Genomic DNA, 26,939 nt, shown 5'->3' on the forward strand with positions numbered 1-26,939 from the left:
ATTGACTGAACGTTATGTGCGGAGATCTCCGGCGCTAGCCTCACTTCATGGAAAGGGAAGCCCAAGGTGTATTTGACCTTACGGTACAGTGCTACGCAAGATCACCGAGGGCGAATAAGCCCTCCAGCTGTCCGTGGCAGAACGTAGGATCGATTCCATGAGCGATGTCCTGACCCGCTTCGGCGCGGCCACCCAGAAGTGGTTCACCGAAGTCTTCACCGAGCCGACCACCGCACAGGTCGGTGCCTGGACATCCATCTCCGAAGGCAACCACACGCTGGTCATCGCCCCGACCGGCTCCGGCAAGACCCTGGCGGCCTTCCTCTGGGCGCTGGATCGGCTGCACCACGCAGAATTGGATGCCCCGGCACTGCCCGGACTGGACCAGGACAGCGACCATCCGACGGGCACCGGTACCAAGGTGCTCTACATTTCGCCGCTGAAGGCCCTGGGCGTGGATGTGGAGCGCAACCTGCGCTCCCCGCTGGCGGGCATCCGGGCCACCGCCCACGAGCTGGGACTCTCCCAGCCCTCGGTCTCGGTGGGCGTGCGCTCGGGCGACACCCCCGCTTCCGAGCGCCGGCAGCTGCTGCGCAATCCCCCGGACATCCTGATCACCACACCCGAGTCGCTGTACCTGATGCTGACCAGCCAGGCGCGCACCACGCTGTCGCAGGTGCACACGGTCATCATCGACGAGATCCACGCGATCGCCAACACCAAGCGCGGCACCCATCTGGCGCTGTCCCTGGAACGGCTGGATTCCCTGCTCGCCGCCCCGGCACAGCGCATCGGCCTGTCAGCCACCGTCGAGCCGCCCGAGGAAGTCGCGCGCTTCCTGGCCGGCTCCGCACCGGTGAACACCGTGCGCCCGGAATCCACCAAGCAATGGGAGCTTGAGGTGCGGGTTCCGGTCGAGGACATGACCGACCTGCCCTCCGCCGCCGCCGCCCACGACCTGGGTCCCGGCTCCTCGCCGGCCGCCGCGGCCAGCATCTGGCCGCACGTGGAGAACCAGCTGGTGGACCTGGTGCTGGCCAACCACTCGACCATCATCTTCGCCAACTCCCGGCGGCTGGCCGAACGGCTGACCGGGCGGCTGAATGAAATCTATGCCGAGCGCGAGGGCTTCGCGGTAGAGAACCAGCTGTCCTCCTCCCCCGCGGTGATGATGGCGCAGGCCGGGTCCACCGCGGCCGCGGATCCCGAGGCGCCGCTGCTGGCCCGCGCCCACCACGGCTCGGTCTCCAAGGACGCCCGCGCGGCCATCGAGGAGGATTTGAAGCTCGGCCGGCTGCGTGCGGTGGTCGCCACCAGCTCGCTGGAACTGGGCATCGACATGGGGCTGGTGGACCTGGTGATCCAGGTCGAGTCCCCCAACTCGGTGTCTTCCGGACTGCAGCGCGTGGGCCGCGCAGGCCACCAAGTGGGTTCGGTCTCCCAGGGAATCTTCTTCCCCAAGCACCGCGCCGACCTGCTCTCCACCGCGCTGGTGGTCACCCGCATGCGCGAGGGCAAGATCGAGAAGATGGCGATCCCTGCCAATCCGCTCGATGTGCTGGCCCAGCAGACCCTTGCCGCGGTGGCCATGGAAGACCTGGACGTCGAGGCATGGTTCGACACCGTCCGGCGCGCGGCCCCCTACCAGCAGCTGCCGCGCAGCGTGTACCTGGCCACGCTGGACATGCTCACCGGCAAGTACCCCTCCGACGAATTCGCCACGCTCAAGCCGCGGATCATCTGGGACCGCGATGCCGGGGTGCTCTCCGCGCGCCCCGGAGCGCAGCGCCTGGCCGTGATCTCCGGCGGCACCATCCCTGACCGCGGGCTGTTCGGCGTGTTCCTGGCCGGATCCGAGGACGACAAGGCGCCCAAACGCGTGGGCGAGCTGGACGAGGAAATGGTCTACGAGTCCCGGGTGGGCGACGTGTTCGCCCTGGGCGCCACCAGTTGGCGCATCGAGGACATCACCCACGACCGGGTGCTGGTCACCCCCGCCTTCGGCCAGCCCGGCAAGCTGCCTTTCTGGCACGGCGACGGGCTGGGCCGACCGGTGGAGCTGGGCGCGGCGCTGGGCGAATTCACCACCGGCCTGCTGGCCCGCGAACGCTCCGAGGCCGCCGAAGTGCTGGGCGCAGGAGGACTGGATGCCTTCGCCGCGCAGAACCTGCTGAACTACCTGGGCGAGCAGCGCGAGGCCACCGGGCAGGTCCCCAACCACCAGACCTTCGTGGTGGAGCGCTTCCACGACGAGCTGGGCGACTGGCGGGTGATCCTGCATTCGCCCTTCGGGCTGGCGGTGCACGCCCCGTGGGCGTTGGCAGTCGGTGCGCGGGTGCGTGAACGCTGGGGGCTGGACGCCTCCGCGATGGCCGCCGATGACGGGATCGTGCTGCGCATCCCCGCCATGGACGACGAGCCGCCCGGGGCCGAGCTGTTCGCGTTCGAGTCCGACGAGATCGTGGATCTGGTCACCGGGCAGGTGGCCAATTCGGCGCTGTTCGCCGCGCGCTTCCGCGAATGCGCCGCCCGGGCGCTGCTGCTGCCGCGCATCAACCCGACCAAGCGCACCCCGCTGTGGCAGCAGCGCCAGCGCGCCAGCCAGCTGCTGGACGTGGCCCGCAACTACCCGGATTTCCCGATCATCCTGGAAACCGTACGCGAATGCCTGAACGACGTGTACGACCTGCCAGCGCTGACCCGGATCCTGTCCCAGGTCTCTTCGCGCGCCATCCGGCTGGTGGAGGTCACCACCGAGCTGCCTTCGCCCTTCGCGCAGTCGCTGCTCTTCGGCTATGTGGCGCAGTTCCTCTACGAATCCGACGCTCCGCTGGCCGAACGCCGGGCCGCGGCGCTGAGCCTGGACCCGGTGCTGCTGGGCGAGCTGCTGGGCCGCAACGACGTGCGCGAGATCCTGGATCCGCAGGTCATCGCCGAGCTGGCGCAGCAGCTGCAGTACCTGGCGCCCAAGCGCCGGCTGGCCGGCATGGAGGGGGCCGCGGACCTGCTGCGGCTGCTGGGCCCCCTGACCGCCGCTCAGCTGGCTGAACGCCTGCGTGATCCTGCCGACGAGCAGGCCCCGCTGGCCGAGGCGGCGGCCCGCGCGCACGCCGAATCGCTGGTGGCCACCCGGCGTGCGTTCACCCTGCGGATCGGCGGGCAGCTGGCCTACGCGGGAATCGAGGACGCGGCCAAGCTGCGCGACGCACTGGGCACCCCGCTGCCCACCGGCATCCCCGCCGCCTTCCTGGAGCCCGCGGCCCAGCCCGTCGAGGACCTGGTTTCGCGCTATGCCCGCACCCACGCCCCGTTCACGCTCACCGAGATCTCCGGGGTGCTGGGCCTGGGCGTGGCGGTGCTGCGCCCGGTGCTGGATGCCATGACCGCCGCCGGGCGGCTCTCGCTGGGAGCATTCCGCCCGGTGGAGCTGATTCCCGAGGGCGTCAGCGGGGACGAGTACTGCGACGTGCAGGTGCTGCGCACCATCCGCACCCGCTCGCTGGCCGCCCTGCGCGCCGAGGTGGAGCCGGTGGACCAGCTGGCTTTCGCGCGTTTCCTGCCGGCCTGGCAGCAGGTCGGCTCCCGGCTGGAGGGCAGCGACGGAGTCTACGAGGTGGCGATGCAGCTGGCAGGCGTCGAGCTGCCCGCCTCCGCGCTGGAGTCCTTTGTGCTGCCTGCCCGGCTGCCCGGCTACCAGAGCGCCTGGCTGGACGAGCTGACCAGCGCCGGGGACGTGCTCATCTGCGGCGCCGGCGCGGCCGGGGGCAAGGACGGCTGGCTCTCGCTGCATACCGCCGAGCATGCCCCGCTGAGCCTGCCGATCCCGGACCCCGCGCCGCTGGATGCGCTGGCCCGCCGGGTGCTTGAATCCTTCGACCCGACCGGCGCGTACTTCGTGCAGGAGATCGCCGCGCGCATCCACCCCGGCGAGGGGCGCCCGCCCAGCGAGCAGGAGATCACCGGGGCTTGCTGGCAGCTGTTCTGGGCCGGGTTCATCTCCCCTGACACCCTGGCGCCGGTGCGCGGCTACCTGGCCGGGGGCAGCACCGCGCACAAGATCGCCAAGCCCGCCCCGCGCGCCCGCGCCGCCCGGCTGAACCGGCTGTCCGGACTCAGCCGCATGGCCCGCGAGCAGGGCGTGGTGCATGCGCGCAGCACCCGCGGTTCGGCGCGCTGGGCGCTGCTGCCCGAGCCGGTGCGCGACCCCACCATCGCCGCGCACGCCACCGCGGAAATCATGCTTGAGCGCTACGGGGTGCTGACCCGCGGCTCGGTGGCCGCCGAGGCGGTGCCGGGGGGCTTCGGACAGCTTTACCGGGTGCTGTCCAAGCTGGAGGAGGCCGGGCATGCGCGCCGTGGCTACTTCATCGAGAAGCTGGGCGCCGCGCAGTTCTCCACCTCGAACACCATTGACCGGCTGCGCGGCTTCGTGCTGCCCGAGGACCCGCGCCGCCAGCCCGAAGCCGTGGTGCTAGCCGCCACCGACCCGGCCAACCCCTATGGCGCGGCGCTGCCGTGGCCCGCCACGCAGACCGGGCACCGCCCCGGGCGCAAGGCCGGGGCGATCGTGGGCATGCTGGACGGCGAGCTGGTGCTGTACCTCGAACGCGGCGGACGCACCGTGCTGGCCTTTGGCGAACCCGGAGAGCAGGCCTGGGCGCTGCTGGCGGCCAGGCTGGTTGCGGCGCTGCGCCGTGCCGGGGTGGACAAGATCGCCATCGCCACGGTCAACGGCGAACCTGTGCAGGAGCACCCGGCGGCCGCCGCCCTGCTGGGCGCCGGTTTCTACTCGACCCCGCAGGGCATCCGCTTCCGGCGGTAGCCTGGACACCAGCGCGCTGTACGCGGCGGCTGGCAGCAGCAAAGGAGATGCACCATGCCGGAAGGCGATTCCGTTTACCGGGCCACCGCAAGGCTGCACCATGCGCTGGCCGGGAAGAGCATCCTGCGTTCGGACTTCCGGGTCCCGGCACTGTCCACGGTGGACCTGGCCGGCTACACGGTGTCCGAGGTCCTCCCGCGCGGCAAGCACCTGCTCATGCGGCTGCAGCCTCCCGCCACGGCGGAACCTGCCTTCAACCAGCCGCCGCTGACCCTGCATTCGCACCTGCTCATGGAGGGGCGGTGGGATCTCTACGGTCCGGGAGCCCGCTTCAAGCGTCCGGCGCACACCGCACGCGTGGTGCTCGCCTGCGACGGCGTCGTGGCGGTCGGCTTCGACATCGCCCAGGTCAAGCTCGTGCCCACTGCCGAGGAAGCGCAGCTGGTCGGGCATCTGGGCCCGGACCTGCTGGGGCCCGGCTGGGACGCGCAGGCGGCGGCCGCGAATTTCCGGGCGCAGCCGCACCGCGGGATCGGCGAGGCGCTGCTGGACCAGCGGCTGATGGCGGGGGTGGGCAACATCTACCGCTGCGAGGTCCTGTTCCTCACCCGGCTGCACCCACTCACGCCCGTGGGACAGGTCGTGGACCTCGGGAAGGTCATCGAGATGTCGCAGCGCCTGCTGGAAGTCAACAAGGAGCGTTCCCGCAGGGTCACCACCGGCCTGGCCCGGACCCGCGAGCCCTACTGGGTGTACGGGCGCGCCGGCAAGCCCTGCCTGCGCTGCGGCGCGAAGATCCAGCTGCTGAAGATCGCGGCCGAGGATTCGGGCCTGGAGCGAGACTGCTACTTCTGCCCTTCCTGCCAGCCGGCTGCGCACTGATGAGGACAACGGCCCGGGGCAAAGATGAAAGAATGGGAGCCATGGCCATGGCATCTCCGCTCCCCGTCCGCAACGGCGTCAACGCCACCCGTCTGCACCTGCCGCGCACCGGTCCATGGGATACGGTGGCCCAGTATCTGCTCGAACGGTTCGGGCATGTGGACCCCGAGGGCATCCTGCGCCGCTTCGATGACGGCGAGATCGTGGGAATCGGCGGGGTGAAGCTGGACCGGCAGACGCCTATGGGCGAGCACGAGTTCATCTGGTACTACCGCTCGCTGCCGGTGGAGATCCCGATCCCCTTCGAAGCCAAGATCCTCCACCAGGACGAGCACCTGCTGGTGGTGGACAAACCGCACTTCCTGCCCACCACTCCGGGCGGCAAGTTCATCCAGGAATCCGCCCTGGTGCGGCTGCGCAACCAGACCGGCATCGACGATCTGGTGCCGATGCACCGGCTGGACCGGGCCACCGCCGGGGTGATCCTCTTCGCCGTCAACCCGGAAACCCGCGGCGCCTACCAGATGCTCTTCGAGCGCCGCGAGATCGCCAAACGCTACAAGGCGGTGGTCGCGCTGGCCCCCGGCGACGGGCTGGAGACCGGCGTGGTGCTGCAGGCCAATGGGGAGCACAGCCAGCAACGCACCAGCGAAGAACTGCGCGCCCTGCTGGCTGGCATGCCGATGACCTACGAGAACCGCATGTCCAAGGTCAAGGGCCAATTGCGCTCGATCGTCGAGGACGGCGAGCCCAACGCGCAGACGCTGATCAGCGTGGAGGCCATCGGCCGCAGCGCCGGATTCCACGCGGGCACCGAGGTGGCGCTGATGGATCTGGAGCCGCATTCGGGCAAAACCCACCAGCTGCGCATCCACCTCGCCTCGCTGGGCCTGGGCATCGTCAACGATGCCTTCTACCCGCGGCTGTGGGACCTGGCGCCGGACGACTACGACCGCCCGCTGCAGCTGCTGGCGCACACCATTTCCTTCACCGACCCGATCACCGGCGCCGCGCGCAGCTTCAGTTCCGCGCAGAGCCTGCGCGAAGCCCCGGCCGCCTAGCGCCTCTTCTCACCTCGGCATATTTACCCTAGGCTGTTGCACACCCCTGCACGGGCCCGACGAAGGATGGTATGCCATGGCCGAGCCACAGCCCAATATGCAGCTGCGCACCCTGGTGGGCTCCGCCCAGCGGGCCATCGCCGAGTCCGCGCGCAGGCCTGCGTTCGAGCTGCCCTATACGGCCCCTGACCTGCGGCCCAATCCCGCGGTGGAAGTCTTCGACAAGGTCCGCGCCGGGCTGTTCGCCCTGTCCGGGGTGCTGCTGCTGGCCACCTCGCTGGCCTTCGGCGCCGGGATGGATGCCCGCAGCCAGGCCAGCCTGCTGGATACCGGGCTGGTGCATGCGGTGATCTGGCCGGTCATCGGGATCGCGCTGATCGCCAGCGCCGCCTTCAGCGCCCTGCCTGCCCAGCTCTCCTCGCGCCGGCAGCGCGCGGCCGGCATCCATGCGCTGAGCGCTGCGGCCCTGCTGAGCTGCGCGCTGACGCTCGCCTCCGGGTTCTTGCCCTGGACCGCCGCGGCGGTCTCCGCGGCGGCCGCCGGGATCGCGCTGTACGGGGTGCACCAGCTGAACCTGAATACCGCCCGCAACCGGACCGAGCGTATCGCCACGGACATGCCGCTGGGCTTCTTCGCCGGATTCGCCCTGGTCTACACGCTGCAGCTGGTGTTCGCAGCCGCCGGCTGGAACGAGCCGGGCCATGCGCTGGCGGTGTCGCTGGTCGCGGTGGCCGCCGCGGTGCCGGCGGCGGTGTTCGCCCACTCCGAACGCGGCAGGCATGCCTTCGCCAGCGGGTTCGGCCTGGCGCTGGCCGCTGCCGCGGCCCAGGGCTGGATGCTGGGCGCCACCCCGCTGTGGGCCTGCGTGCTGTGGGTGTTCCTGGCGATCGTGGTGTTCGTCTGCGCGGAGAACCGGCGGTTCCAGATCAGCCACGCCGAGCATCGGGTGCAGGCGGGCCGGACCCTGGATTTCTGAGTCCGGCCCACCGGCGCCGCGGGTTTAGCGCGGCGCCATGCGGATGGCGCCGTCCAAACGGATCGTCTCCCCGTTGAGCATCGGGTTGGCCACGATGTGCTCCACCAAGGCCGCGTACTCCTCCGGGCGGCCCAACCGCGAAGGGTGCGGCACCTGCGCGCCGAGCGAATCCTGCGCCGCCTGCGGCAGCCCTGCCATCATCGGCGTCTGGAAGATGCCCGGGGCGATGGTCATGACGCGGATCTGGTGCTGCGCCAGCTCACGGGCCAGCGGCAGCGTCATTGCGGCCACGGCGCCCTTGGAGGCGGCGTAGGCCGGCTGCCCGATCTGCCCGTCGAAGGCCGCCACGGAGGCGGTGTTGATGATGACCCCGCGCTCGGCGGTGCCCTGCGCATCGATGAGCGACTCGCTGTGCGCCATCAGCTCGGCACCCAGGCGGATCACGTTGAACGTGCCGTTGACATTGATCTGGAGCACCTTGGCGAACTTCTCCAGCGGCAGCACGCCCTCGCGTCCCAGCACCTTGCCCGGGGTTGCCACCCCTGCGCAGTTCACCAGCACCCGCAGCTGGCCCAGCTCGCGCACGCGCTCCATCACGTCGGCCACTTCCTCGGAACTGGTGACGTCCGCCGGGGCGTAGCGCACGTTCGCGCCGATCGCCGCGGCGATTTCATCCCCGTCCTCGCGCGGCAGGTCCAGCACCACCACGTGCTTGGCCTGCGCAGCCAGTTTCTGGGCCGTGGCCCGTCCCAACCCGGACAGTCCGCCGGTCACCAGCGCGACCGAATCCCGTAGCTGCATGCAAACCCCTTCGATAGTCGTGAATCTCCGGTCAGCCTATCGCCCGCATGGACAAAGGTGAAGATCCGGCTCCCGGTGCCCGGGAGCCCGCTGGCACGCAAAAGCCCGGCACCACGAGGGTGCCGGGCTGCGCGGCAAAGCCGGAGAATTCCGCTCTGGCTAGTGGGATGCCACCGGAGCCTGGTCGGAAGGCTGCTGGGTCTCCTGCTTCTTGCCGCCGAGCAGGATCCCGATGACCAGGATGCCGATGCTGCACGCGGCGCCCACCAGGAAGCCGGGCTTGAAGCCCTGAACCGTCGCGGTGACGACGTCCGTGCCTGCGGCGATCTTCGAGGCGGTGGACGCGGCCACCACGCCGACGATCAGCGCGGTGCCCATGGCGCCGGCCAGCTGCTGCAGGGTGGAGAGCAGCGCCGAGCCGTGCGAGTGCAGGTGGTGCGGCAGCGGGTTCAGCGCGGTGGTGAACGCCGGGGTGAAGATGAAGGCCAGGCCCAGGCTCATGACCAGGTGCAGCAGAACCAGCAGCCAGATCGGGGTGGCGGCGTTCAGGATCAGCGCGTAGCCGAACAGCGACGCCAGCAGGATGATGGAGCCCGGAACGATCAGCGGGCGGGCGCCGACCTTGTCGTAGAGCTTGCCGACCAGCGGGGCCAGCAGGCCCATGAGCAGGCCGCCGGGCAGCATGATCAGGCCGGTGGTCAGCGTCTCGATGCCCAGCACCGTCGTGAAGAACAGCGGCAGCAGGATGATCACGCCGAACAGGGAAATCATCGCGCACATCATCAGCGCCAGCGACAGCGTGAAGTCGCGGTAGGTCAGCGAGCGCAGGTCCAGCAGGGCCTTGTCCCCGTGCTGCAGCTTGACCTGCAGCAGCACAAAGGCGGTCAGGCACAGCACCGAGACCGCCAGGATCCCGAGGCCCAGCGGGGTCACGCCGGCCGACAGGCCGCTCAGGCCGTAGACCAGGCCGCCGAAGCCCGGCACGGCCAGGATCAGCGACGGGATGGACAGCGGCGCGGAGTTGTCGCCCGGTTCGTTGGACAGGCGCGGGGTGCCGATCAGCAGCGCCGCCACGGCGATCGGGATGATCACGATGAACATGAACCGCCAGGACAGGTACTGCAGGATGATGCCGGACAGGGTCGGGCCGATGGCAGGGGCCACCGAGATCACGATCGACACGTTGCCCATCAGCACCCCGCGGCGTGCCGGCGGCACCAGGTCGAGGATCGTGGTCATCAGCAACGGCATCATGATCGCGGTGCCGCAGGCCTGGATGACGCGGGCGACCAGCAGCACGGAGAAGCCCGGGGAGACCGCGGCCAGCACGGTGCCCAGGGTGAACAGGCCGATGGCCAGCACGAAGACCTTGCGGGTGCTCAGCCGCTGCAGCAGGAATCCGGTGGTCGGGATGACCACCGCCATGGTCAGCATGAAGATCGTGGCGAGCCACTGGATGGCGTCGGCGGTGACGTTGAATTCCTCCATCAGCACGGGCAGTGCCACGTTCATGATGGTTTCATTGAGGATGACAACGAAGCTGGAGACGATCAGCACGGCAATCGTCGTGAAATTTTGTTTGCTCAAGCGGTCCGGAGCGTGTGACACAACAGGTCTGCTTCCAAGAGAAGTGCGAGAATGGTCGGCCGATCCAGGGTCAGATGCATTCTGATTGGGATAGCCCAATCAATTCTACAGAGCGCCTCGGCGCGATACTAGGGCGCAGGCGCAACAGATTGGTGAGTTGCGCAACACGGATACAGATTCATGGCCTAAGAGGTGTTTGTGTACCAAGATGGAACCATGAACGTGCGCACGCCTGATCCCTACCCTGGATGGCTCTCTGAGGAAGATCTCTACGAGGCCCGCCAGCGCCTTCCCATGCTGTACGTCGAGGCCATTCCGGTGCGCTTGGACCCGCTGGGCTACGTCAACGAGGTCGGCCTGCTGCTGACCGCGGACAACGACGGGCGCATGTTGCGCACCTTCGTCTCCGGACGCGTCATGTACCGCGAAACGATCCGTGCCGCATTGATCCGGCACATCGAGAAGGATCTGGGCACCATGGTGCTGCCGCAGCTCCCGGCGTCCCCGGTGCCGTTCACCGTGGCCGAGTACTTCCCGGCGCCCAGCGAAACCGGGCTGACCGACGACCGCCAGCATGCGGTCTCCATGTGCTATATCGTGCCGGTGCGCGGCGAGTCCTCGCCACGCCAGGACGCGCTGGAACTGACCTGGCTCACCCCTGCCGAAGCGCTGAGCAGCGACATCCAGGGCGAGTTCGCCGGAGGCCGCGAAAATATTCTTCGGCAGGCATTAGCCCACGTCGGAGTGAATATCTAAAACTGCTTGCCCGGGTTTGGCGGGTCGATGCCGGCCTGGCGCCGCTTGATCCCGCCAAACCAGCTCCCCAGGAGCACCCCGAGGATGCCGACCACGGAACCGATCACGGTTTCCACCATGCGGTCGTAGAGCAGCGCCGTGGACAGTCCCGACATCACGGAGACGCCCACCAGCGCCAGCGGGGTGACGAAGATCTGCGCCATGAAGTAGTTGCGCATGACCAGCATCTCGGCCATGAACTGGAAGAATCCGATCAGCGTCAGCAGCAGCCACAACGGCGGATTCAGCACGATCAGCAGCGCCATGAGCACCAGCCCGACCAGGGTTCCCAGCACGCGGTGGATGCCGCGGCGCATCCTGAGCTTGGTGGTGTGCCCGACCAGCGGCACCACCGCGGCCACCATGGCCCAGTAGTTGTGGCCGGCTTCCAGCCGACTTCCCACGATGTTGGCCAGGGCTCCGGCGATGCCGGCGGTCAGGATGTAGAACAGCCCTTCCCACCAGATCGCGGAGCGGACGTTGTCCGACAGCGGTGGCAGCGGCGTGCGCTGCCACAGGCTCGACCACTGGCCCAATGCTCCGGCCGCGCCGATCACCAGCGCCAGCATCATGGTCAGCACCGCCACCAGCAGTCCCTGCCAGGCCGGGACCGGGTTGGAAATGGAGGCAATCGCGGCAAACGCGAAGATGTGGAACAGCGAACCGGCCGGACGCAGCCGCAGGAATCCAACGAGCACCGAGCAGAGCCCCGCAACCAGCGTCGTGGCGCCGACGATTTGCCATGCCTTGAGCTCCGGCTGGTCGTGGGCGATCCACAGGTGGGAAGCGGCCAGCGCCGCGGCGATGACGCCGAACAGCAGCGCGCTTGAACGCACCTGCATGCGCAGGCGGTTCCAGTAGCCGTCCACCCGGCCGTAGACGCCGACGAAGGCGCCGAAGACCGCGAACACCACCAGGTCCAGGCGGTCGATGGCCATCAGGAAGATCAGCGGGGCGAAAACGCCGACGGCGGTACGCAGGCCGATCCAGTGGTCCTTGCGGGCAGGGCCCAGCGTGATCAATGACTTCGCGGATTCTTTCAATTGCTCTAGACCCACAGCTTCCTTCCGTCGCGTTGCACACAACAAGACAGCCTCCATTATTCGCTCTTTCCCATGTGAAAGCCTAGGTTTCGGGGCCGGATCACACTGTCGTTTTACTCACCGGCTCTTTAATACGGCAAACTTGGTACGTGCCCGATATGAACTTTGATCCCAGTGCCCCCCACCCGCGCCAGCAAGAATTCGGCTTTGAAGTCGGGACCCGACTGACTGCCGAGGACGGAACCCCGATGCTCGGACGCACCGGCGTGATCCGCACGCCGCATGGCGAAGTGAAGACCCCTGCGTTCATCGCCGTCGGCACCAAGGCGACAGTCAAGGCGCTGACCCCCGAGCACGTCAAGCAGCTCGGCGCCCAGGCGGTGCTGTCCAACGCCTACCACCTGTACCTGCAGCCGGGCGCCGACATCCTGGACGAGGCCGGCGGTCTGGGCAAGTTCATGGGCTGGGACGGCCCGACCTTCACCGACTCCGGCGGATTCCAAGTGATGAGCCTGGGCTCGGGTTTCAAGAAGGTCATCGACATGAAGTCCGTGGACCAGTCAGGCCCGGACGACGCGGTCGCCCCGGGCAAGGAACGCCTGGCCAACGTGGACGAGGACGGCGTCTGGTTCAAGTCCCACCTGGACGGAAACCGCCACCGCTTCTCCCCCGAGATCTCCATGGGCGTGCAGCACCAGATCGGCGCGGACATCATGTTCGCCTTCGACGAGCTGACCACGCTGCAGAATTCGCGCGGCTACCAGGTCGAGTCGCTGGAGCGCACCCGCCGCTGGGCCGAGCGCTGCATTGCCGAGCACTTCTCGCTGACCGATTCCCGCGAGGGCAAGGACTACCAGGCGTTGTTCGGGGTCATCCAGGGCGCGCAGTACGAAGACCTGCGCCGTAAGGCCTGCCGGGATCTCGGCGCCATGGCATTCGACGGCTTCGGCATCGGCGGCGCGCTGGAGAAGGAGAACCTGGGAACCATCGTCGGCTGGTGCGCCGAGGAGCTGCCCGAGGACAAGCCGCGGCACCTGCTGGGCATTTCCGAGCCGGACGACATCTTCACCGCGATCGAGAACGGCGCTGACACCTTCGACTGCGTCTCCCCGACCCGCGTCGCGCGCAACTCCGCGTTCTACACCCCGTGGGGCCGCTTCAACCTCTCCGGAGCACGGTACAAGCGCGATTTCACCCCGCTGGTGGACGGCTGCGAATGCTACGCCTGCCAGAATTTCTCCCGCGCCTACATCCACCACCTGTACAAGGCCAAGGAGCTGCTCAGCCACACGCTGATCTCGATCCACAACGAGCACTTCACCGTGAGCCTGGTCGAGTCCGCCCGCCAGGCGATCGAGGACGGAACGTTCTTCCAGCTCAAGGAGCGGGTGCTGGCCAGCTACTACGCCGGCGCACCGGACCCGCAGGGCCAGCCGGTAGCGCAGCCTGCCAAGTAGGAGCCGCGCACCACCCGCCGGGCGGCGAACCTCCGCAGGATTCGGGGTTCGTCACCCGGCGATCTTTTTAAGCGACGGGGCGGCGCTGAGCAGGCACACCGCCCAGATCCCCCACGGGACGGCGGCCGCCGGGGCGAGGATCAGGACATACAGCGCAGCTCCCGAGGCGGCTGCGCGCAACAGGGTCCAGGCCTGCGGGATGAGCACCGCCGCGAGGGACATCTCATTCGCGGCTCCGGCGAAGATTTCTTCCCAGTCGCGCTCCGCACGCCGCGCGTGCGCCAGGCCTGCCGAGGCCAGGCCCAGCGCGGCGAACAGCACGGCCGCGGCCCAAGCCCACCAGGTCGCCTCCGCCAGCGCTCCGATACCCCACAGCCCGAGACTCCAGAAGCCCAGGACCGCCAACGACAGTCCCACAGCGACCACGGTCATTGCGCGCTCCATCTGGCTGCGGGCCACCCCGATCATCAGCCCGAGCTCCGGCTGGGTGGCGGTGGGCCGGAGCACCTCGGCCAGGCTCGTGCCCAGGACCACCAACAGGATTGCCAGAGCCCCGGCCAGTGCCAGCGGATTGGCCGCAGCGCGGACACTGAGCAGCAGCACCAGGATCGCCGCGCTGAACCCCAGCGCCGGCTTCCAGTAGCCTCCGCGCACGCAGCGCAGGACGATAACCGCTAGGGCCACCGGCAGCCCGCGGGCAAGCCGGCCACTGCCGCGGTTCCGCCTGCGGCCAGCATCCAGTTGCACGCCGCGCGCATCGGCCTGCATGATCGCTCCGGCAAGCTGCTGCTGGCGCAGCCCGCCCTCGCGCAGCGCCGCCCCGGGGGTTCCGGCAAGCCGCCGCGATGACCAGAGAATGCATGGCACGGCGGCGGCCAGGGCGCCGCTGCACAAAATCATCCAGAGCCCGACCTCCAGCAGCGACTGCTGCCAGGCCACCTGCCCGGCGTCGGCTGCGCCCATCCCGAACAGCTGCGACGCCCACAGCAGCACATAACTGGCGGCGAGCACCCGCAGCCCTGCGGAGCAGAACCGCCTCGCGGCCTGTTGGCGTCCGGCGCCTTGAAGCACTCCGGCCGCTGCCGCCGAGCCGAGCCCGGCCAGCGCGAAAAAGCCCACTGCCCACATCAGCAGCGGCGGGGACCAGGTACCCGTCAGCGCGAAGAGCGCCAGCACCCACAGCAGCCCGAGGAAAATGCCGGCAGCGGCGCCCAGCCCCAGTGCACGGCGCCAAGCCGGGAGCAGCAGCACCCGGCGGTCCGCCGGCAGGGGCAACCACCAGTCGGCCTGCTGGGGTCCCACGGCGTTGGGACCGAGATAAAGCATGAGCCGGAAGACCAACAACAGCAGCACCGGCAGCAGGAACAGCACCACCGCATCAAGGCTCCACCGCGCGCTGGCCAGCTCCAGGTGCGGCACGCCTTCGCCCAGCAGCACGAAGATCGTTCCATAGAGGGCGCTGGCCAGATAGGTCAGCGCCACGATGGCGGCGAGCACCCAGACGTAGATGTCGGAGAACGAGTCGAAGCGTTCGGAAAAACTGCGCGCCGAACGCACACGTCGAAGGATCTCGCGCGGATCGTAACTGGTGGCCGATGGCATGCCTGGACTAGCGTTCAAGCCACTGCGCTCCGCGCTCGGACTCCAGGTATTCCCCGGTGTCGCCGTCCAGCAGGAGCGCCTGGTCCAGGCACAGCCGCAGCATGGCAGGATCGTGCGTCACCGCCAAGATGCTGACCGCTTCGCGGCGCAGCCCGGCCAGCCGCTCGTAGAACTGCTGGCGGATCCTCAGGTCCAGGCGCTGTTCGGGCTCGTCGAGGATCAGGAGCTCGGCCGGGCGGATCAGCGTCGCGGCGAGCAGCAGCTTGCGCCGTTGTCCCGAGGAGAGTTCCCCCGGAAGGTGGCCGGCGACCGTCGTGAGCTCGAAGAACTCCAGCTCGTTCTGGACTTTCTTTTCCCAGCCGGGCACCGAATGCCCCCGTGCCACCATTTCCAGGTGCTCGGCGACACTCAGTTCTTCGAAGAACGCGCCGTCGCTGACCTGCACGGCAACGTTCCGGCGGAAGTCCAGCGAATCCTCGTCCAGGGGCAGGCCGCGGAACGCTGTTTCACCGGATTGGGCCGGGGTGCGTCCGAGCAGGGTTGCCAGCAAAGTGGATTTGCCGCTGCCGTTGGAACCGATGATTCCCAGCCCGTCGCCGGTGCCGATCTTCAGGTTCAGGGGGCCGCAGATTGTGCGCTCCGGATAGCCGATGACCAGTCCGCGGGCTTCCAGATGCGTCCGGGTCTCTGATTCTGTCGCCATCTGCCCAGCGTATCGAGCGCGAGCACGGCAGGGAGTCGCTCGAAATGATGACTTGGAGGATTACTCCTGTCCGGCCGCCAGCCGCCCGTATCCCGGCTCGCGCTTCTTGAACCAGCGGATCACCAACGAGGTGACGGGGACGAAAATAATCTCCACGGCGGTCTTGTAGAGGAAACCGACCACCACGTAGTTGATGAACGTCGGGGCGTCGGCAATGCCGATGACCGGAGCTGCGATGGCGCAGAAGATGATGGTGTCCAGCAGCTCGCCGACGCCGCTGGAACCGATCAGGCGCGCGACCAGTCCGCGTTCGCCCGTGCGTTCCTTGAGCTTGACCAGCACCCACGAGTTGGCCAGCTGGCCCACCAGGAAACCGGCGGCCGAGGCGGCAACGATCTGCCAGATCGGTCCGAGCGTACGCTCAAGGGCTTCTTGGCCGTCGTAGAAGTCGGCGGCTGGCAGCTGGATCATGATCCAGAAGCAGGCCACCGCGAAGAATGCGAGCACGAAGGTGGTGATGATCGACCGCCGCGCCGCCTTCAGCCCGTAGACCTCGGAAATGACGTCGCCGAGGATATAGGCCAGTGGAAACAGGAAGAACCCGCCATCGGTCACCAGCGGGCCTAGGGTGACGCCCTTGGAAGCGCCGATGTTCGAGAGGATGACCACCGCTCCCATCAGGGTCAGAACGGTGGAGAAGTACGGGGACCCCGCAGCGGCGAAAACCGCCTTTGAAGATGGGGGCAGAGTGGTTTTGGCGTTGGATTCGCCCATGATTATTTTCCTTGTCAAAGTGGTTCGCCAGGACCGCCCTTGGCCGATGCCGCCTCGCCACGGTACGTGGTTCGAGATGCGCAGGGCGTTCAGCATGCTGTCCCGCTGTATTAGCACTTACCCAGCAAGTATCCCATGCACCAGCATGCCCCGCCGAGTGACCTACTTCATAGTAACAATGATTCGCGTATTCAAGAGTTGCAAAAGAGACATCTCACTTGAACTTCTTTGGAACATGAAATCGAGGTACGAAGAAGCCTGGTGACGAGCCTCCCCTACTTCCGCATGAACTCGACATGTTTTTGAACGCGTTCAAAAACTCGGTAGAATCGTCCACATGACCATTCAGCCGCGCACGCTCAAAGGGCAGGAAACCCAAGCCAAACTCCTGCACACGGCGCTGGACTGCTTTGCCGCCGAAGGGTATAAAGCCTCCAGCATGCGTGTCATTGCCGCGCGCGCCGGGGTCTCGCTTTCCCACGCCTACTACTACTTCTCCTCCAAGGAGGACATCGTCGCCCGGCTGTTGCTGAATCTGCGCACCGAGCAATTCGATCAATGCCACGCCGCACTCAATGAAGGAAACACACTCGAAAGCAACATCCGTTCAGTTTTCACCTCGGGCCTGGATGTCATGCAGCCCTACCATGAGTTCGGGCCCGCATTCCTGAAGGTTCTGCTGTCCCAGGATCTGATGGACAACGAACTTTCCGCGGTGGAATTCTCCCTCTGGGAAAAAGCCGTTTCCGGCGCACGGCCGCTGCCCCCATTGGGCATCCGTAGGGATCTGCCGAAATTCCTCTGGCTCCTGTCGCGGCAGCTGTTCTCCGCCTGGGCCTACGACCAGTCAGCCAACCAGCGACGCTCGATGCTGCTCATGAACAACGCCGCGCCCGTGGTCGCAAAGTTCGCGGTGCTCTGCAGGCTGCCGGTGGTGCGCTCTTTGTTCGAAGATGTCCTGTCCCTCATGGATTCGGGAAACTCGATTCGGGATCAAGAGGAAGGCCAAGCATCGGATCCGAAGGTTTTCAAAGCTTCTTGATTCGGGCCCCTGCGCGGCAAGCGACAGCGGAGCTCCACGCCTCGCACAGGACGTTCACGGTTCGCATTCTGGCGGTGCCATGTTTTGGGCGTAAAGTCGGAAGTGACAACCGGTGACACTGGCTTCGAAGGAGTGCGATACAACATGAGCGGAACACGACGTGAATTGCCAGCCTGGACCGAGGCATACGCGCTCCTGCGGGACCGCATCGCTTCGTTTCCCACTCCCGGCGAGATTCGTTCGGTTAACCATGACGGCGAAGATGTCGAGGTCCTCGGATACTGGCCGGATGCCTCCTGGACCGCTCCGGCCGATGCCCAGCGACTGATCTTCCTCGGACCTGTCGACGAACAGACCGCGGCAGGCCTGCAAGATGCAGGCTGGAAGGAAACCGCGAAGATGTCGCTGCTGGCAGGCAAGCCGGAGGACGTCGAACAGGTCGTGAAACTTCCCGACACCTCGGCATTGTTCGAAGCCCCCATGAACGACTACGACGTCGTCGAGGTCACGGACTTCGATCGCCCGGTTGCCCGCGGCCGAATGCACTACGGTTCCAACTTCGGCCTGCTGTCGGATCCCGACCTGCATGCGCCCAGCGACCCCGATACCGCCCGCCGGGCGATTCTCGCGAACTTTGCCGGAGCTGCCTACGGGCACGGTATACCATGGCTGTTATTGGTCGCGTCCAGCGAAAATGCGGGAACGTTGGCCGAAGGCTGGTCCAAGGCCACCGACCTCAGCTTCTGGCAACAGGGCTAAAAGTAACCACCAGTACGCACAACCATTCATGGGACTATGACTAATACAAACACCGGAAGCAGCCCTGCGCTCACCCTGACCATCGCAGGCTCCGAGGCCACCGGCGGCGCCGGTGCCCAGGCCGACCTGAAGACCTTCCAGGAACTGGGAACCTACGGCATCGTCGCGCTGACTTGCATCGTGTCCTTCGACCCCAAGGATTCCTGGAACCACCGCTTCGTGCCAGTGGATCAGCAGGTCATCGCCGACCAGCTCGAAGCCATCCAGACCTGCTACGAAGGCAAGCTCGGCACCGTGAAGCTGGGCATGATGGGTTCGCCTGCCACGATCAACACCGTCGCCACCGCACTGAAGTCCCAGGAGTGGGACAATATCCTGCTGGATCCGGTCCTGATCTGCAAGGGCCAGGAGCCAGGCCATGCCCTGGACACCGACGAGGCGCTGAAGGCCAACCTGCTGCCGCTGGCCACCTTCGTCACCCCGAACCACTTCGAGGCCGAACAGCTCTCGGGGCTGACCATCACCTCGGAAGAGGATCTGGTGGCCGCGGCCAAGAAGATCCATGAAATCTCCGGCGCAGCGGTGCTCGCCAAGGGCGGAGTCCGCATCGCGGACGACGACGCCGTGGACGTGTTCTACGACGGCGAGACCCTCGAAATCCTGCGCGAGAAGAAGATCGGCGAAGTCGCCGTTTCCGGCGCCGGCTGCTCCCTGGCCGCCGCAGTGACCTCCGAACTGGCCAAGGGCGCGACCCCGCTTGAGGCTGCACGCACCGCGAAGGCATTCGTCACCGAAGGTATCCGCAACCGCGTCGCCGGCAAGACTCCATTCGACGCCCTGTGGCAGGGCGGCCGCCGCTAGTCCGCCCCGCACGCGGAACCGCCGACGCCGAGGAAAACCACCGTTCTCCTCGGCGTCTGTATTTAACCACCTGACCAGACGTTCTTGGGGGCAAGCGGGCTGGCTTGCTAAAGTGGTTGAAGTATCTCAATTTGTTGCGTGCCTGGGCACGGGAAAGGGCGGTCGGCGATGCACGCCACTTTGACGCTCTGCCCGTTCGTCCCTGCGGCGGACGGGGCAACTGGCAAATAGCGCGGCTTCAACTCCAGCGTTGACGGCCAATGCCTTGCTGCCCTGCATCGTTTCCGCGCCTTAGACGGGACCCGATCCTTCCCACTATTCAGCGCCTTTGGCGCGCCGTCCGGCATTCCCGCCGGGCACCGGACGGAACCTCCAAGGAATTACCATGCAGCCATTGACCGAAAAAACCATCCGCGCCAGCTTCATCAACGCCAGCCGCCAGGAAGCCAAAAAACTCACCCTGCCGGAAAACTTCAACAGCCTCGACTGGGAGTCGCTGGAATACCTCGGATGGCGCGATCCCAAGATGCCGCAGCGCGGCTACATGATCTATACGAATACCGCAGGGGAAACCCGCGGCCTGCTGCTGCGCGCCACCGACGGCGCGCGCAAGGGTGGCAGCGCCGCCATGTGCGAGATGTGTCGCGACGTCACCTTGCCGTGCGCGGTGGGAATGTTCACCACCCGCCGCTCCGGCCAGGCCGGCCGCGACGGGGACACGTTGGGCACCCTGCTCTGCACCCGTTTCGAATGCTCCGCCAACGTACGCATCGCTCCGCCGAAGGACCCCATCAATCCCGATCCCATGGCGGTCGTTGCGCAGCGCATCATCCAGCTCGATGAGCGCGTGGACAGCTTCATCCAACGCGTCTAGCTGGCCTCCGGCGGAGCAGGGAAACATGCCTTGTTCCGCCGGCGTCGCCTCCCCTGCCGATGCACTTTCCGTCACAGGCCGCGTGCCCCGGAACGGAATAATCTAAAAATTTTGGCTCTCGCACGTTGACCTATCGGCGATTCTCCGTTGAAATTTCCGCCAACTGAATATGAAAGACGGATTCAGGCCGCCCGCCGGGCCCGCAATAATTGTTCAATATCCCCTTGATATATGGCGTGCGTCACCTATGATTCCAGACTAGGGGCTTGATGCTTCGGCGGACGTCGGCCCCTGGACGATCATCATGGCACGCACCGCTTTGTCGTATCGGCCGCCCGGCCTCGGGAGCATTTCCGCTGTCCAGCTCGGCTAGGAGAATCATGGTCACACGGCGCACTGGCACACTGCCGCGCCTGCTGCTGGGATCAGCCACTGCTTTGGCATTGGCGGTCACCATCGGCGGTCCGGCAAGCGCAGTCAATATTCCACAACCTGCGGACGGGGATGAGGCAGCTTCGCTGTCCGTCACCCGCAGCGATACCCTTTCAAACCTCAAGGTTTCCAAGCCCTTGGCCAAGGCCAGCGGAGAAGTCTCGGTCTTCGTCCAGCTGGAAGGCGACGGAGCCTTCCAGGAGGTCAAGAAGTCCGGCAAGTCCAAGGATGCGGCCAAGGTCAAGAAGATCCGCTCAGAGGTCAAGCAGAAGGGCAAGGAGCTCGCCGCCCAGGCGGATTCCGAGGTCATCTACTCGACGTCCAACGCCGTGCGCGGCGTGGCATTGACCGGTGACGCAGACGCGCTCCGGGCACTGGCCGAGCGCACGGATGTCGCCAAGATCAGCGCCATTGTTCCCAAGAAACCATCCAACCGCGGGTCGGTTATCGATACCGGCGCGCTGGAGTCGTGGACGGCACTGGACAAGACCGGTGACGGGGTGAAGATCGCGGTGCTGGACACCGGCATCGACTACACCCACGCCAGCTTCGGCGGCCCCGGAACCCTGGAGGGCTACAAGCAAGCCCAGGCATCGAAGGGCCTTCCCGCTGCGGATTCTGGCCTGCTTGACCCGAAGAAGTTCATCGGCGGCTGGGACCTGGTCGGAGACAACTACAACGCCGACCCGGATGCCGACGACTACCAGCCGATCCCGAATCCTGATCCCAACCCGTTGGACTGCGAACTCGCCGGGCACGGATCCCACGTGGCAGGCACCGCAGCCGGGTACGGCGTCAACGCGGACGGCACCACCTTCACCGGCGACTACTCCAAGCTCAAGGCTGACGACGTCATGGGCATGAAGGTCGGTCCCGGTTCCGCCCCGGAGGCGCAGCTGATCGGCATCCGCGTCTTCGGCTGCACCGGTTCATCCGACGTGGTGGGCCAGGCACTTGACTACGTGCTTGATCCCAACGGCGACGGCGATTTCTCCGACCGCGCCGACGTGGTGAACATGTCCCTCGGTTCGGACCACTCCCCAGTGGAAGATCCGGAAAATGACATCGTCGATGCGCTGTCGGCTGCAGGCATCCTCTCCGTGGTGGCCTCCGGCAACGCCGGCGACGTCACCGATGTGGGCGGCTCGCCGGGCAACTCCCGCAGCTCGCTCACCGTGGCAAACTCGGTCGGCTCGAAGCTCACCATGGACAAGATTCGCGTCGACGCCCCGGCAGATGTCGCCGGTGACGTGGCTGGCCAGTACTCTGCGAACTTCAATTACACCAACGCAGATCCTGCCGAGCTGACCGGCGAAGTTGTTATGGCCCCCTCGTCCAACGCCTTCGGTTGCAGCCCGTTCGAGCCCGGTTCGCTGAAGGGCAAGTGGGTCTGGCTGCAGTGGAGTGAAAACGGCGAATTCCCCTGCGGTTCCGCAGCTCGATTCAATAACGCGGAGGCTGCAGGCGCCACCGGTGTCCTGCTGGATTCCGAAGCCAACGTCTTCGACGCCGGCATCGCCGGCAACACGACCATCCCCGGCGCCCAGCTGACCTTGGATAATTCCACCAAGCTGCGCCCTGCCGCCGATGCCGGAACGCTGAAGGTCACCCTCTCCCCCGACTTCGCCGGCGCGGCTTCCAGCCCTTCCGGTGTGCTCGATACCTTGAACTCGTCCTCGTCGCGAGGCGTGCATGGGTCCAACGGCATCGTGAAGCCGGATGTCGCCGCCATGGGTACCCAGATCGGTTCGGTCGGCGTGGGCACCGGCAACGGCGTCGCCGTCATGTCCGGTACGTCCATGGCCACCCCGCTGGTTGCCGGCATTGCAGCACTGGTGCTTGAGGACACGGATCTGACGCCGGCCCAGGCCAAGAGCATCGTGATGAACACCGCCGCCACCGACATCAAGGATGCCGACGGCGATATCTACGGTCCGAACCGCGTGGGCGCCGGCCGCGTCATGGCAGACAAGGCCATCTCCACTCCGGCCTACGCCTACGCGTCCAAGGACTCGGATCTGACCAGCGTTGTCTTCGGGGTTGTCGAGCTTGAGGGCAAGAAGAAGTACAAGGCCAGCCGCGACATCACGGTGAAGAACACCAGCAAGAAGACCCAGACCTACGCGGTGAAGTATGTACCTGCCACCGAGATTCCGGGTGCCACCTACAGCCTCGACCGCCGTTCGGTGACTGTCGCCCCGGGCAAGAGCACCAAGGTCAAGGTCACCTTGCAGGTTGATCCGAAGCGTTGGGCCAAGACCATGGATCCAACCATGGACGCCCAGCAGTCGGGCCTCGACCGCGCGTGGCTGGCAGACGCCACCGGACGCGTAGAGCTGACCAGCAAGTCCGCGCCAACCCTGCGCGTGCCTGTCCAGGCTGCTCCGAAGCTAGTCGCCGACATGTCGGCCAAGGTCAAGAAGGTCAAGAACGGCAAGCACGATTCGGCTCTGGAACTTTCGCTCAAGGGTGATGACGTCATCGCGGGCCAGGGCCCAAGCCAAGTCTTCTCCCTGATGGGAGCCTTTGAACTGGGCGCTAGCAGCAAGCGCGGCCCGTCCTCGCTGGACGCCATTCCAGGCGCACGGTCGATGGACCTGCAGCACGTCGGTGCCTCGACCACAGCTCCGCGCACCGGTGTTGCCGACGGTCTGCTGAATATCGGTATTTCGACCTACGCCAACTGGGCTCACCTGGCCGGCGGAACCGAGCTTGATGTCGAGATCGACACCAACAACGATGGCGAGGCCGACTTTGTCAGCTTCACCACCGCGATCGACGAGATCGATCTCGATCTGGTGGCAACCTTCGATTTGAAGACCCTCCAGCAGGTCGACCTGCAGCCGGTCAACGGCGTACTGGGCGATGTGGACACCAACAGCTTCGACACCAACACGGCAATCCTCCCGGTGTCGCTGGCTGCTCTGGGCCTGACCGAGAAGTCGTCGGACATCTCCTACCGCGTGGCGAGCTACTCCTGGTACAACACCAACGAGGAGGGTTCGATGGTTCCGATTGACGAGACCGGATGGGTCAAGTTCAATGTGACCGCTCCGAAGGTCGACTTCGGCGCAACCGGAACCTTGTTCACCGACCTGGACGACACCCGCCTGCCAGTCTCGGTTGCCCGCAACGCCAAGGATGCCAAGGCGCTGCTGCTGCACCTGCACAATGAGTCGGGCGAACGTGCCCAGGTGCTCAAAATCCGCTAGGACCGCAGGCTCCCAGCCAGCGTCCCAGCAATAGACCGGCCCGGACGGCTTCTTCGCGAGTAAGAAGTCGTCCGGGCCGCCGCCTGTTAAAAACGATTCCCCCGAGGTGCAGTCTGGCTATCTTCCTTCCAGCTTCTCCTCCAGCACCATCACCGCCGCCTCGCGGACCTGGGCAGCGAACTGCTTGTCCGATTTGGCTTCACGAGCCAGCGCCGCGGCCATCGTGACGGCGTCCGAAGTATTCACGCACAGCGGCACGGTGCCGCCGGCCGCAACGAATTTCACCGCACGCTGCCCCACCGAAACGCTCGACACCTGTTCCGCCTCGCACAGGTCATCGGAGATGACCAGTCCGTCGTATCCCAGCTTGTCGCGCAGCAACCCGGTGATCACCTTGGACGAAAATGGCGCGTCGTTCTTCCCATCGATCTGCGTGTAGCGGGCGCTGGAAACCATCACCCAGGACAGGTCCTGCGCAATCGCTTCCTTGAAGGGCTCAAGATCCTGGGACCCGGCGCCAACCGATGTGTCAGTGACGGAGCTTGAGGTGTCGGTATTCGCGGTGACTCGCCCCAGCCCCGGGAAGTGCTTGACCACCGGCTGGACACCTTCGGCCGCCAGCGCCTGGTTGATCGTCAGCACGTCCGCGACGGCATCCGCGGCGTTGTTCGCATACTCGCGGCCGAAGTAGCCGATCGGGTCGTTGGCCGTGCCGATGCTGGAAGGAACCACATCGGCCACTGGCGCCAGGTTCACGTTGATGCCTGCCTCGGCCAGTTCGCCGCCAACGGCGGACATCCTTGATTTCAGCGTGGCCTGGGACCAGGCACCCTGTGTCAACGCAGTGGGCAGTTCGGTGAACCCGGGGCCCTGCAGGACTCGGACGAAGCCGCCTTCCTGGTCGGTGGCCACCCATACCGGCAGCTTGCCCGGGACATTCCGGTCCAGGGCGTCGGTGATTTTCCGGACCTGCGCCGCAGTTTGGGAGACCGAGAGCTGCGAGCGTCCGCGCAGGAAGACATTCGAGATACCCTGCTCCTCCAGCGCGGCGATCTGCGCTGCGCCGGCGCCGGTGGCTGGAACACCGGCCATCACCAGGCTGGCCGCCTGGTCATCCAGAGTCATCTCATCAACCAGCGCCTCGGCCTGCTCCCGCACGCCGGATCCGCCAGCGGGCGTCGAAGACTCGGTGCCCTGGCTGGATGGCGCTGAGCTCTGCTCCGGGCCTTCGGTCGGAGTGGAGGACGGCTGCGGGCTTGCGGACGCTGAGCTGCCCACCCCCGGTGCAGACGTTGCGGACGCGCTGGGGGTGGGGTTCTGGTTGCCGGGCTGGGCGGCGCTGCAGCCGCCCAACACCAGGACGGAAAGCATACCCAGCGAAACAAGCCGGCGCGTACAAGGTGTCATGGGAACATTCTTCCATTCGATCCTGCGAGGAAACTTGGCTTGGCGGGCCGGGAATCTCAGGCCTTCACCAGGGGCAGCTCGTCCCACTCGGTGGTGTAGCGCTGGGAGATGTGCTCGCGCTTCATCGACCATGCCGGAGCCTGCGCGATCCCCGCGCGTCCAAGGCCAATGGCCTTGGCCCCGAATCGCGCCGAGATGTCCTGCACCACGCCCGAGACGTTCACCGGTTCGTGCTCCGGATCATTCCCGCCCTGGCCGAAGAGGTCCAGCTGCGCTTCACCCGGGGAGTCGCTTAGCCCGGAGAGGATGACTCCGCCGCGCACATAGTCCACGCCGGTGTGCATCAGCCCGTTCATGGCGGCCACGGCCAGACGCGTCAGCAGGATCGGGTCGCGGGTGGGCTTGGGCAACCGCACCTGGGTGCTGGGGAAGGAGGCCTCCCCCTGGGCGAAGCGGCTGGTCCCGGCCATCACCGTCAGCAGCGACGCATAGCGGCCTTCCTTGGCCAGGCGCGCGGCGGCCTTCTGCGCGTAGATGGACATGACTTCTTCCATGGCTTCGCGCGTGCGCACCGGGGAGGAGAAGGATCGGGTGAACATGACCTGCCCCTTGTCGCTGCGCTCCTCGACCGGGCCGATGCATCGTTGCCCGTTGAGCTCGAACACCGTGCGTTGCAGGACCACCGAGAATTTTCGCCGGATCAGCATCGGATCGGCTGCTTCGAGGTCCGCAATGGATTCGATGCCCATGCCGGCCAGCTTGGCGCCGGTCTTGCGCCCGACGCCCCAGACATCCGTGGCTGGCACCAGCGACTTGATCCGTGCGAGCACGTCCGGGTCCATGAGGTCCTGCACGCACACCCCGCCGAGGTTCGCATTGTGCTTGGCGACGTGGTTGGCGAACTTGGCCAGCGTCTTGGTCGAGGACACCCCGACACACACCGGGACCCCGATCAGGCGGTCGATGGACGAACGGATCTGCGCGGCCGTGGTACGCACCTGTTCCAGGCCGCCCTCCAGTCCGACGAATGATTCGTCGATGGAGTACACCTCATGCCAGGTGCCGAAGCGGCCGAGCAGTTCCATGACCCGCGCCGAGATGTCGCCGTAGAGTTCGTAGTTGCTTGAGCGCACGGCGAGGTTGTGGGTTTGCATGTAGCGCTGCACCTTGAAGAACGGCTCGCCGGTCCCGATGCCCAGGTCCTTGGCCTCCTGGGAGCGGGCCACCACGCAGCCGTCGTTATTGGAGAGCACCACAACCGGCCGGTTCATCAGCGAGCGGTCGAAAACACGCTCGCAGGAGACGTAGAAGTTGTTGACGTCGACGAGCGCGACGTGGTCACCGGACATGGTGCAGGCACCTCGTGACCACTCCGAAGACGCTCACGTCGTCCCCCTCGGCGAGCACCACCGGCAGCGTGGACTCGTCGCACAGCAGCCCGACCCGCTGTCCGTCGATCTGCCAGCGGCGCACCAGCAGCTGGCCGTTGAGCGTCAGGACCACCACGGAGTTGTGGCGCACCGGCATCGAGCGGTCCACGATGATCTCGTCGCCGTCGTAGATTCCGGCGGACTGCATGGATCCTCCGCCCACGCGCATGATGAAGGTGGATACCCGGTCCTTGACCAGCAGGCGGTTCAGGTCGAATCCGCCGTCGAAATAGTCGCGGGCGGGGGAAGGAAAGCCCATCGCGGAGACCGCTTGCACGGGCCCCTGGCTGGCGCCTTCCGGCACGTACGGCTGCGCATCTGCCACCGCTTTCTCACCTGCTTCGATCCATCCCACGGAGAATTTATTCGCATAAACTTTCGAACAATTGGAATTGTACCCTGTTTGATCGACACCGTGC

At 66.4% G+C, this 26,939-nt stretch carries 20 protein-coding genes; 11 read left to right on the forward strand and 9 right to left on the reverse strand.

The features are described 5' to 3' along the window. Positions 1-157 precede the first annotated feature (157 nt). The 4 genes from ATC04_RS16190 to ATC04_RS16205 all read left to right on the forward strand — a co-directional run bounded on the left by ATC04_RS16190 (position 158) and on the right by ATC04_RS16205 (position 7,741). Positions 158-4,822, forward strand: coding sequence for an ATP-dependent helicase (locus tag ATC04_RS16190; protein ID WP_047118027.1), 4,665 nt, complete (start codon positions 158-160; stop codon positions 4,820-4,822). A 54-nt stretch (positions 4,823-4,876) separates the two neighbouring features. Next, the gene (locus tag ATC04_RS16195) at positions 4,877-5,704 is read left to right on the forward strand and encodes a DNA-formamidopyrimidine glycosylase family protein (protein WP_047118028.1); all 828 of its coding nucleotides are present in this window, start codon (positions 4,877-4,879) and stop codon (positions 5,702-5,704) included. 47 nt (positions 5,705-5,751) lie between these two features. Then, complete coding sequence (locus ATC04_RS16200) at positions 5,752-6,765, forward strand: pseudouridine synthase (protein WP_047118220.1); 1,014 nt, start codon at positions 5,752-5,754, stop codon at positions 6,763-6,765. Between the two features lie 76 nt (positions 6,766-6,841). Beyond that, the gene (locus ATC04_RS16205; protein WP_047118029.1) at positions 6,842-7,741 is read left to right on the forward strand and encodes a hypothetical protein; all 900 of its coding nucleotides are present in this window, start codon (positions 6,842-6,844) and stop codon (positions 7,739-7,741) included. 24 nt (positions 7,742-7,765) lie between these two features. On the opposite strand, the gene ATC04_RS16210 is transcribed toward ATC04_RS16205, so the two are convergent. Together ATC04_RS16210 and ATC04_RS16215 are read right to left on the reverse strand one after the other, a co-directional pair. Then, the gene (locus ATC04_RS16210; protein ID WP_047118030.1) at positions 7,766-8,542 is read right to left on the reverse strand and encodes an SDR family NAD(P)-dependent oxidoreductase; all 777 of its coding nucleotides are present in this window, start codon (positions 8,540-8,542) and stop codon (positions 7,766-7,768) included. A 159-nt stretch (positions 8,543-8,701) separates the two neighbouring features. After that, entirely contained in the window at positions 8,702-10,129 is a 1,428-nt protein-coding gene (locus ATC04_RS16215; protein WP_231736008.1) for an MDR family MFS transporter, read from the reverse strand. A 216-nt stretch (positions 10,130-10,345) separates the two neighbouring features. Here ATC04_RS16215 and ATC04_RS16220 point away from each other — a divergent pair, with 216 nt between their 5' ends. Next, entirely contained in the window at positions 10,346-10,885 is a 540-nt protein-coding gene (locus tag ATC04_RS16220) for an NUDIX hydrolase family protein (RefSeq protein ID WP_047118032.1), read from the forward strand. On the opposite strand, the gene ATC04_RS16225 is transcribed toward ATC04_RS16220, so the two are convergent. After that, positions 10,882-11,982, reverse strand: a complete 1,101-nt coding sequence (locus ATC04_RS16225; RefSeq protein ID WP_231736010.1) for an FUSC family protein — start codon at positions 11,980-11,982, stop codon at positions 10,882-10,884. The genes ATC04_RS16220 and ATC04_RS16225 overlap by 4 nt on opposite strands. Positions 11,983-12,125: 143 nt before the next feature. Here ATC04_RS16225 and tgt point away from each other — a divergent pair, with 143 nt between their 5' ends. Beyond that, the gene (gene tgt, locus ATC04_RS16230; RefSeq protein WP_047118034.1) at positions 12,126-13,424 is read left to right on the forward strand and encodes a tRNA guanosine(34) transglycosylase Tgt; all 1,299 of its coding nucleotides are present in this window, start codon (positions 12,126-12,128) and stop codon (positions 13,422-13,424) included. 51 nt (positions 13,425-13,475) lie between these two features. Here tgt and ATC04_RS16235 read toward each other — a convergent pair whose 3' ends face one another. From ATC04_RS16235 to ATC04_RS16245, 3 genes are read right to left on the reverse strand one after another with little or no spacing between them, the layout of a single operon-like run. Continuing rightward, the gene (locus tag ATC04_RS16235) at positions 13,476-15,026 is read right to left on the reverse strand and encodes a DUF6297 family protein (RefSeq protein WP_047118035.1); all 1,551 of its coding nucleotides are present in this window, start codon (positions 15,024-15,026) and stop codon (positions 13,476-13,478) included. A gap of 7 nt (positions 15,027-15,033) precedes the next feature. Then, positions 15,034-15,729 (reverse strand): ABC transporter ATP-binding protein, encoded by a 696-nt coding sequence (locus tag ATC04_RS16240; RefSeq protein WP_047118036.1) that lies wholly within the window; start codon positions 15,727-15,729, stop codon positions 15,034-15,036. Positions 15,730-15,789: 60 nt separating this feature from the next. Then, positions 15,790-16,503 carry a queuosine precursor transporter gene (locus ATC04_RS16245; RefSeq protein WP_047118037.1) on the reverse strand — a complete coding sequence of 238 codons (714 nt, stop codon included), beginning with the start codon at positions 16,501-16,503 and terminating at the stop codon, positions 15,790-15,792. Positions 16,504-16,840: 337 nt separating this feature from the next. Here ATC04_RS16245 and ATC04_RS16255 point away from each other — a divergent pair, with 337 nt between their 5' ends. The 5 genes from ATC04_RS16255 (at position 16,841) to ATC04_RS16275 (ending at position 23,683) form a co-directional block, all read left to right on the forward strand. Then, a complete protein-coding gene (locus tag ATC04_RS16255; RefSeq protein WP_047118039.1) occupies positions 16,841-17,545 on the forward strand; it encodes a TetR family transcriptional regulator in 705 nt (234 codons plus the stop codon). A 144-nt stretch (positions 17,546-17,689) separates the two neighbouring features. After that, positions 17,690-18,304: a hypothetical protein gene (locus tag ATC04_RS16260; RefSeq protein ID WP_147407293.1), complete on the forward strand. Its 615-nt coding sequence runs from the start codon at positions 17,690-17,692 to the stop codon at positions 18,302-18,304. A gap of 36 nt (positions 18,305-18,340) precedes the next feature. Beyond that, on the forward strand, positions 18,341-19,165 hold the full coding sequence (locus ATC04_RS16265; RefSeq protein ID WP_047118041.1) for a hydroxymethylpyrimidine/phosphomethylpyrimidine kinase: 825 nt from the start codon (positions 18,341-18,343) through the stop codon (positions 19,163-19,165). A gap of 385 nt (positions 19,166-19,550) precedes the next feature. Further along, the gene (locus ATC04_RS16270; RefSeq protein ID WP_047118042.1) at positions 19,551-20,039 is read left to right on the forward strand and encodes an FBP domain-containing protein; all 489 of its coding nucleotides are present in this window, start codon (positions 19,551-19,553) and stop codon (positions 20,037-20,039) included. 380 nt (positions 20,040-20,419) lie between these two features. Next, positions 20,420-23,683, forward strand: a complete 3,264-nt coding sequence (locus tag ATC04_RS16275; protein ID WP_047118043.1) for a S8 family serine peptidase — start codon at positions 20,420-20,422, stop codon at positions 23,681-23,683. Between the two features lie 117 nt (positions 23,684-23,800). Here ATC04_RS16275 and ATC04_RS16280 read toward each other — a convergent pair whose 3' ends face one another. Genes ATC04_RS16280 through umuD form a run of 3 tightly spaced genes read right to left on the reverse strand, consistent with a single transcriptional unit; the run spans position 23,801 to position 26,875 of the window. After that, complete coding sequence (locus ATC04_RS16280) at positions 23,801-25,090, reverse strand: glycoside hydrolase family 3 N-terminal domain-containing protein (protein WP_047118044.1); 1,290 nt, start codon at positions 25,088-25,090, stop codon at positions 23,801-23,803. A 56-nt stretch (positions 25,091-25,146) separates the two neighbouring features. Continuing rightward, positions 25,147-26,439, reverse strand: a complete 1,293-nt coding sequence (locus ATC04_RS16285; protein WP_047118045.1) for a Y-family DNA polymerase — start codon at positions 26,437-26,439, stop codon at positions 25,147-25,149. Further along, positions 26,429-26,875, reverse strand: coding sequence for a translesion error-prone DNA polymerase V autoproteolytic subunit (umuD, locus tag ATC04_RS16290; RefSeq protein WP_231736011.1), 447 nt, complete (start codon positions 26,873-26,875; stop codon positions 26,429-26,431). The genes ATC04_RS16285 and umuD overlap by 11 nt, the downstream gene beginning before the upstream one ends. Between the last annotated feature and the right edge of the window lie 64 nt (positions 26,876-26,939).

It is taken from the genome of Arthrobacter sp. YC-RL1 (assembly GCF_001454985.1).
Lineage (GTDB): Bacteria > Actinomycetota > Actinomycetes > Actinomycetales > Micrococcaceae > Glutamicibacter > Glutamicibacter soli.

Coding starts and splice junctions, on each gene's coding strand:
- ATC04_RS16210 (WP_047118030.1), bottom strand. CDS start 8,542: ATGCAGCTACGGGATTCGGTCGCGCTGGTGACCGGCGGACTGTCCGGG.
- ATC04_RS16275 (WP_047118043.1), top strand. CDS start 20,420: ATGGTCACACGGCGCACTGGCACACTGCCGCGCCTGCTGCTGGGATCA.
- ATC04_RS16205 (WP_047118029.1), top strand. CDS start 6,842: ATGGCCGAGCCACAGCCCAATATGCAGCTGCGCACCCTGGTGGGCTCC.
- ATC04_RS16270 (WP_047118042.1), top strand. CDS start 19,551: ATGCAGCCATTGACCGAAAAAACCATCCGCGCCAGCTTCATCAACGCC.
- ATC04_RS16255 (WP_047118039.1), top strand. CDS start 16,841: ATGACCATTCAGCCGCGCACGCTCAAAGGGCAGGAAACCCAAGCCAAA.
- ATC04_RS16235 (WP_047118035.1), bottom strand. CDS start 15,026: ATGCCATCGGCCACCAGTTACGATCCGCGCGAGATCCTTCGACGTGTG.
- ATC04_RS16285 (WP_047118045.1), bottom strand. CDS start 26,439: ATGTCCGGTGACCACGTCGCGCTCGTCGACGTCAACAACTTCTACGTC.
- ATC04_RS16240 (WP_047118036.1), bottom strand. CDS start 15,729: ATGGCGACAGAATCAGAGACCCGGACGCATCTGGAAGCCCGCGGACTG.
- ATC04_RS16200 (WP_047118220.1), top strand. CDS start 5,752: ATGGCATCTCCGCTCCCCGTCCGCAACGGCGTCAACGCCACCCGTCTG.
- ATC04_RS16265 (WP_047118041.1), top strand. CDS start 18,341: ATGACTAATACAAACACCGGAAGCAGCCCTGCGCTCACCCTGACCATC.
- ATC04_RS16190 (WP_047118027.1), top strand. CDS start 158: ATGAGCGATGTCCTGACCCGCTTCGGCGCGGCCACCCAGAAGTGGTTC.
- tgt (WP_047118034.1), top strand. CDS start 12,126: ATGAACTTTGATCCCAGTGCCCCCCACCCGCGCCAGCAAGAATTCGGC.
- ATC04_RS16220 (WP_047118032.1), top strand. CDS start 10,346: ATGAACGTGCGCACGCCTGATCCCTACCCTGGATGGCTCTCTGAGGAA.
- ATC04_RS16260 (WP_147407293.1), top strand. CDS start 17,690: ATGAGCGGAACACGACGTGAATTGCCAGCCTGGACCGAGGCATACGCG.
- ATC04_RS16195 (WP_047118028.1), top strand. CDS start 4,877: ATGCCGGAAGGCGATTCCGTTTACCGGGCCACCGCAAGGCTGCACCAT.
- ATC04_RS16280 (WP_047118044.1), bottom strand. CDS start 25,090: ATGACACCTTGTACGCGCCGGCTTGTTTCGCTGGGTATGCTTTCCGTC.
- ATC04_RS16245 (WP_047118037.1), bottom strand. CDS start 16,503: ATGGGCGAATCCAACGCCAAAACCACTCTGCCCCCATCTTCAAAGGCG.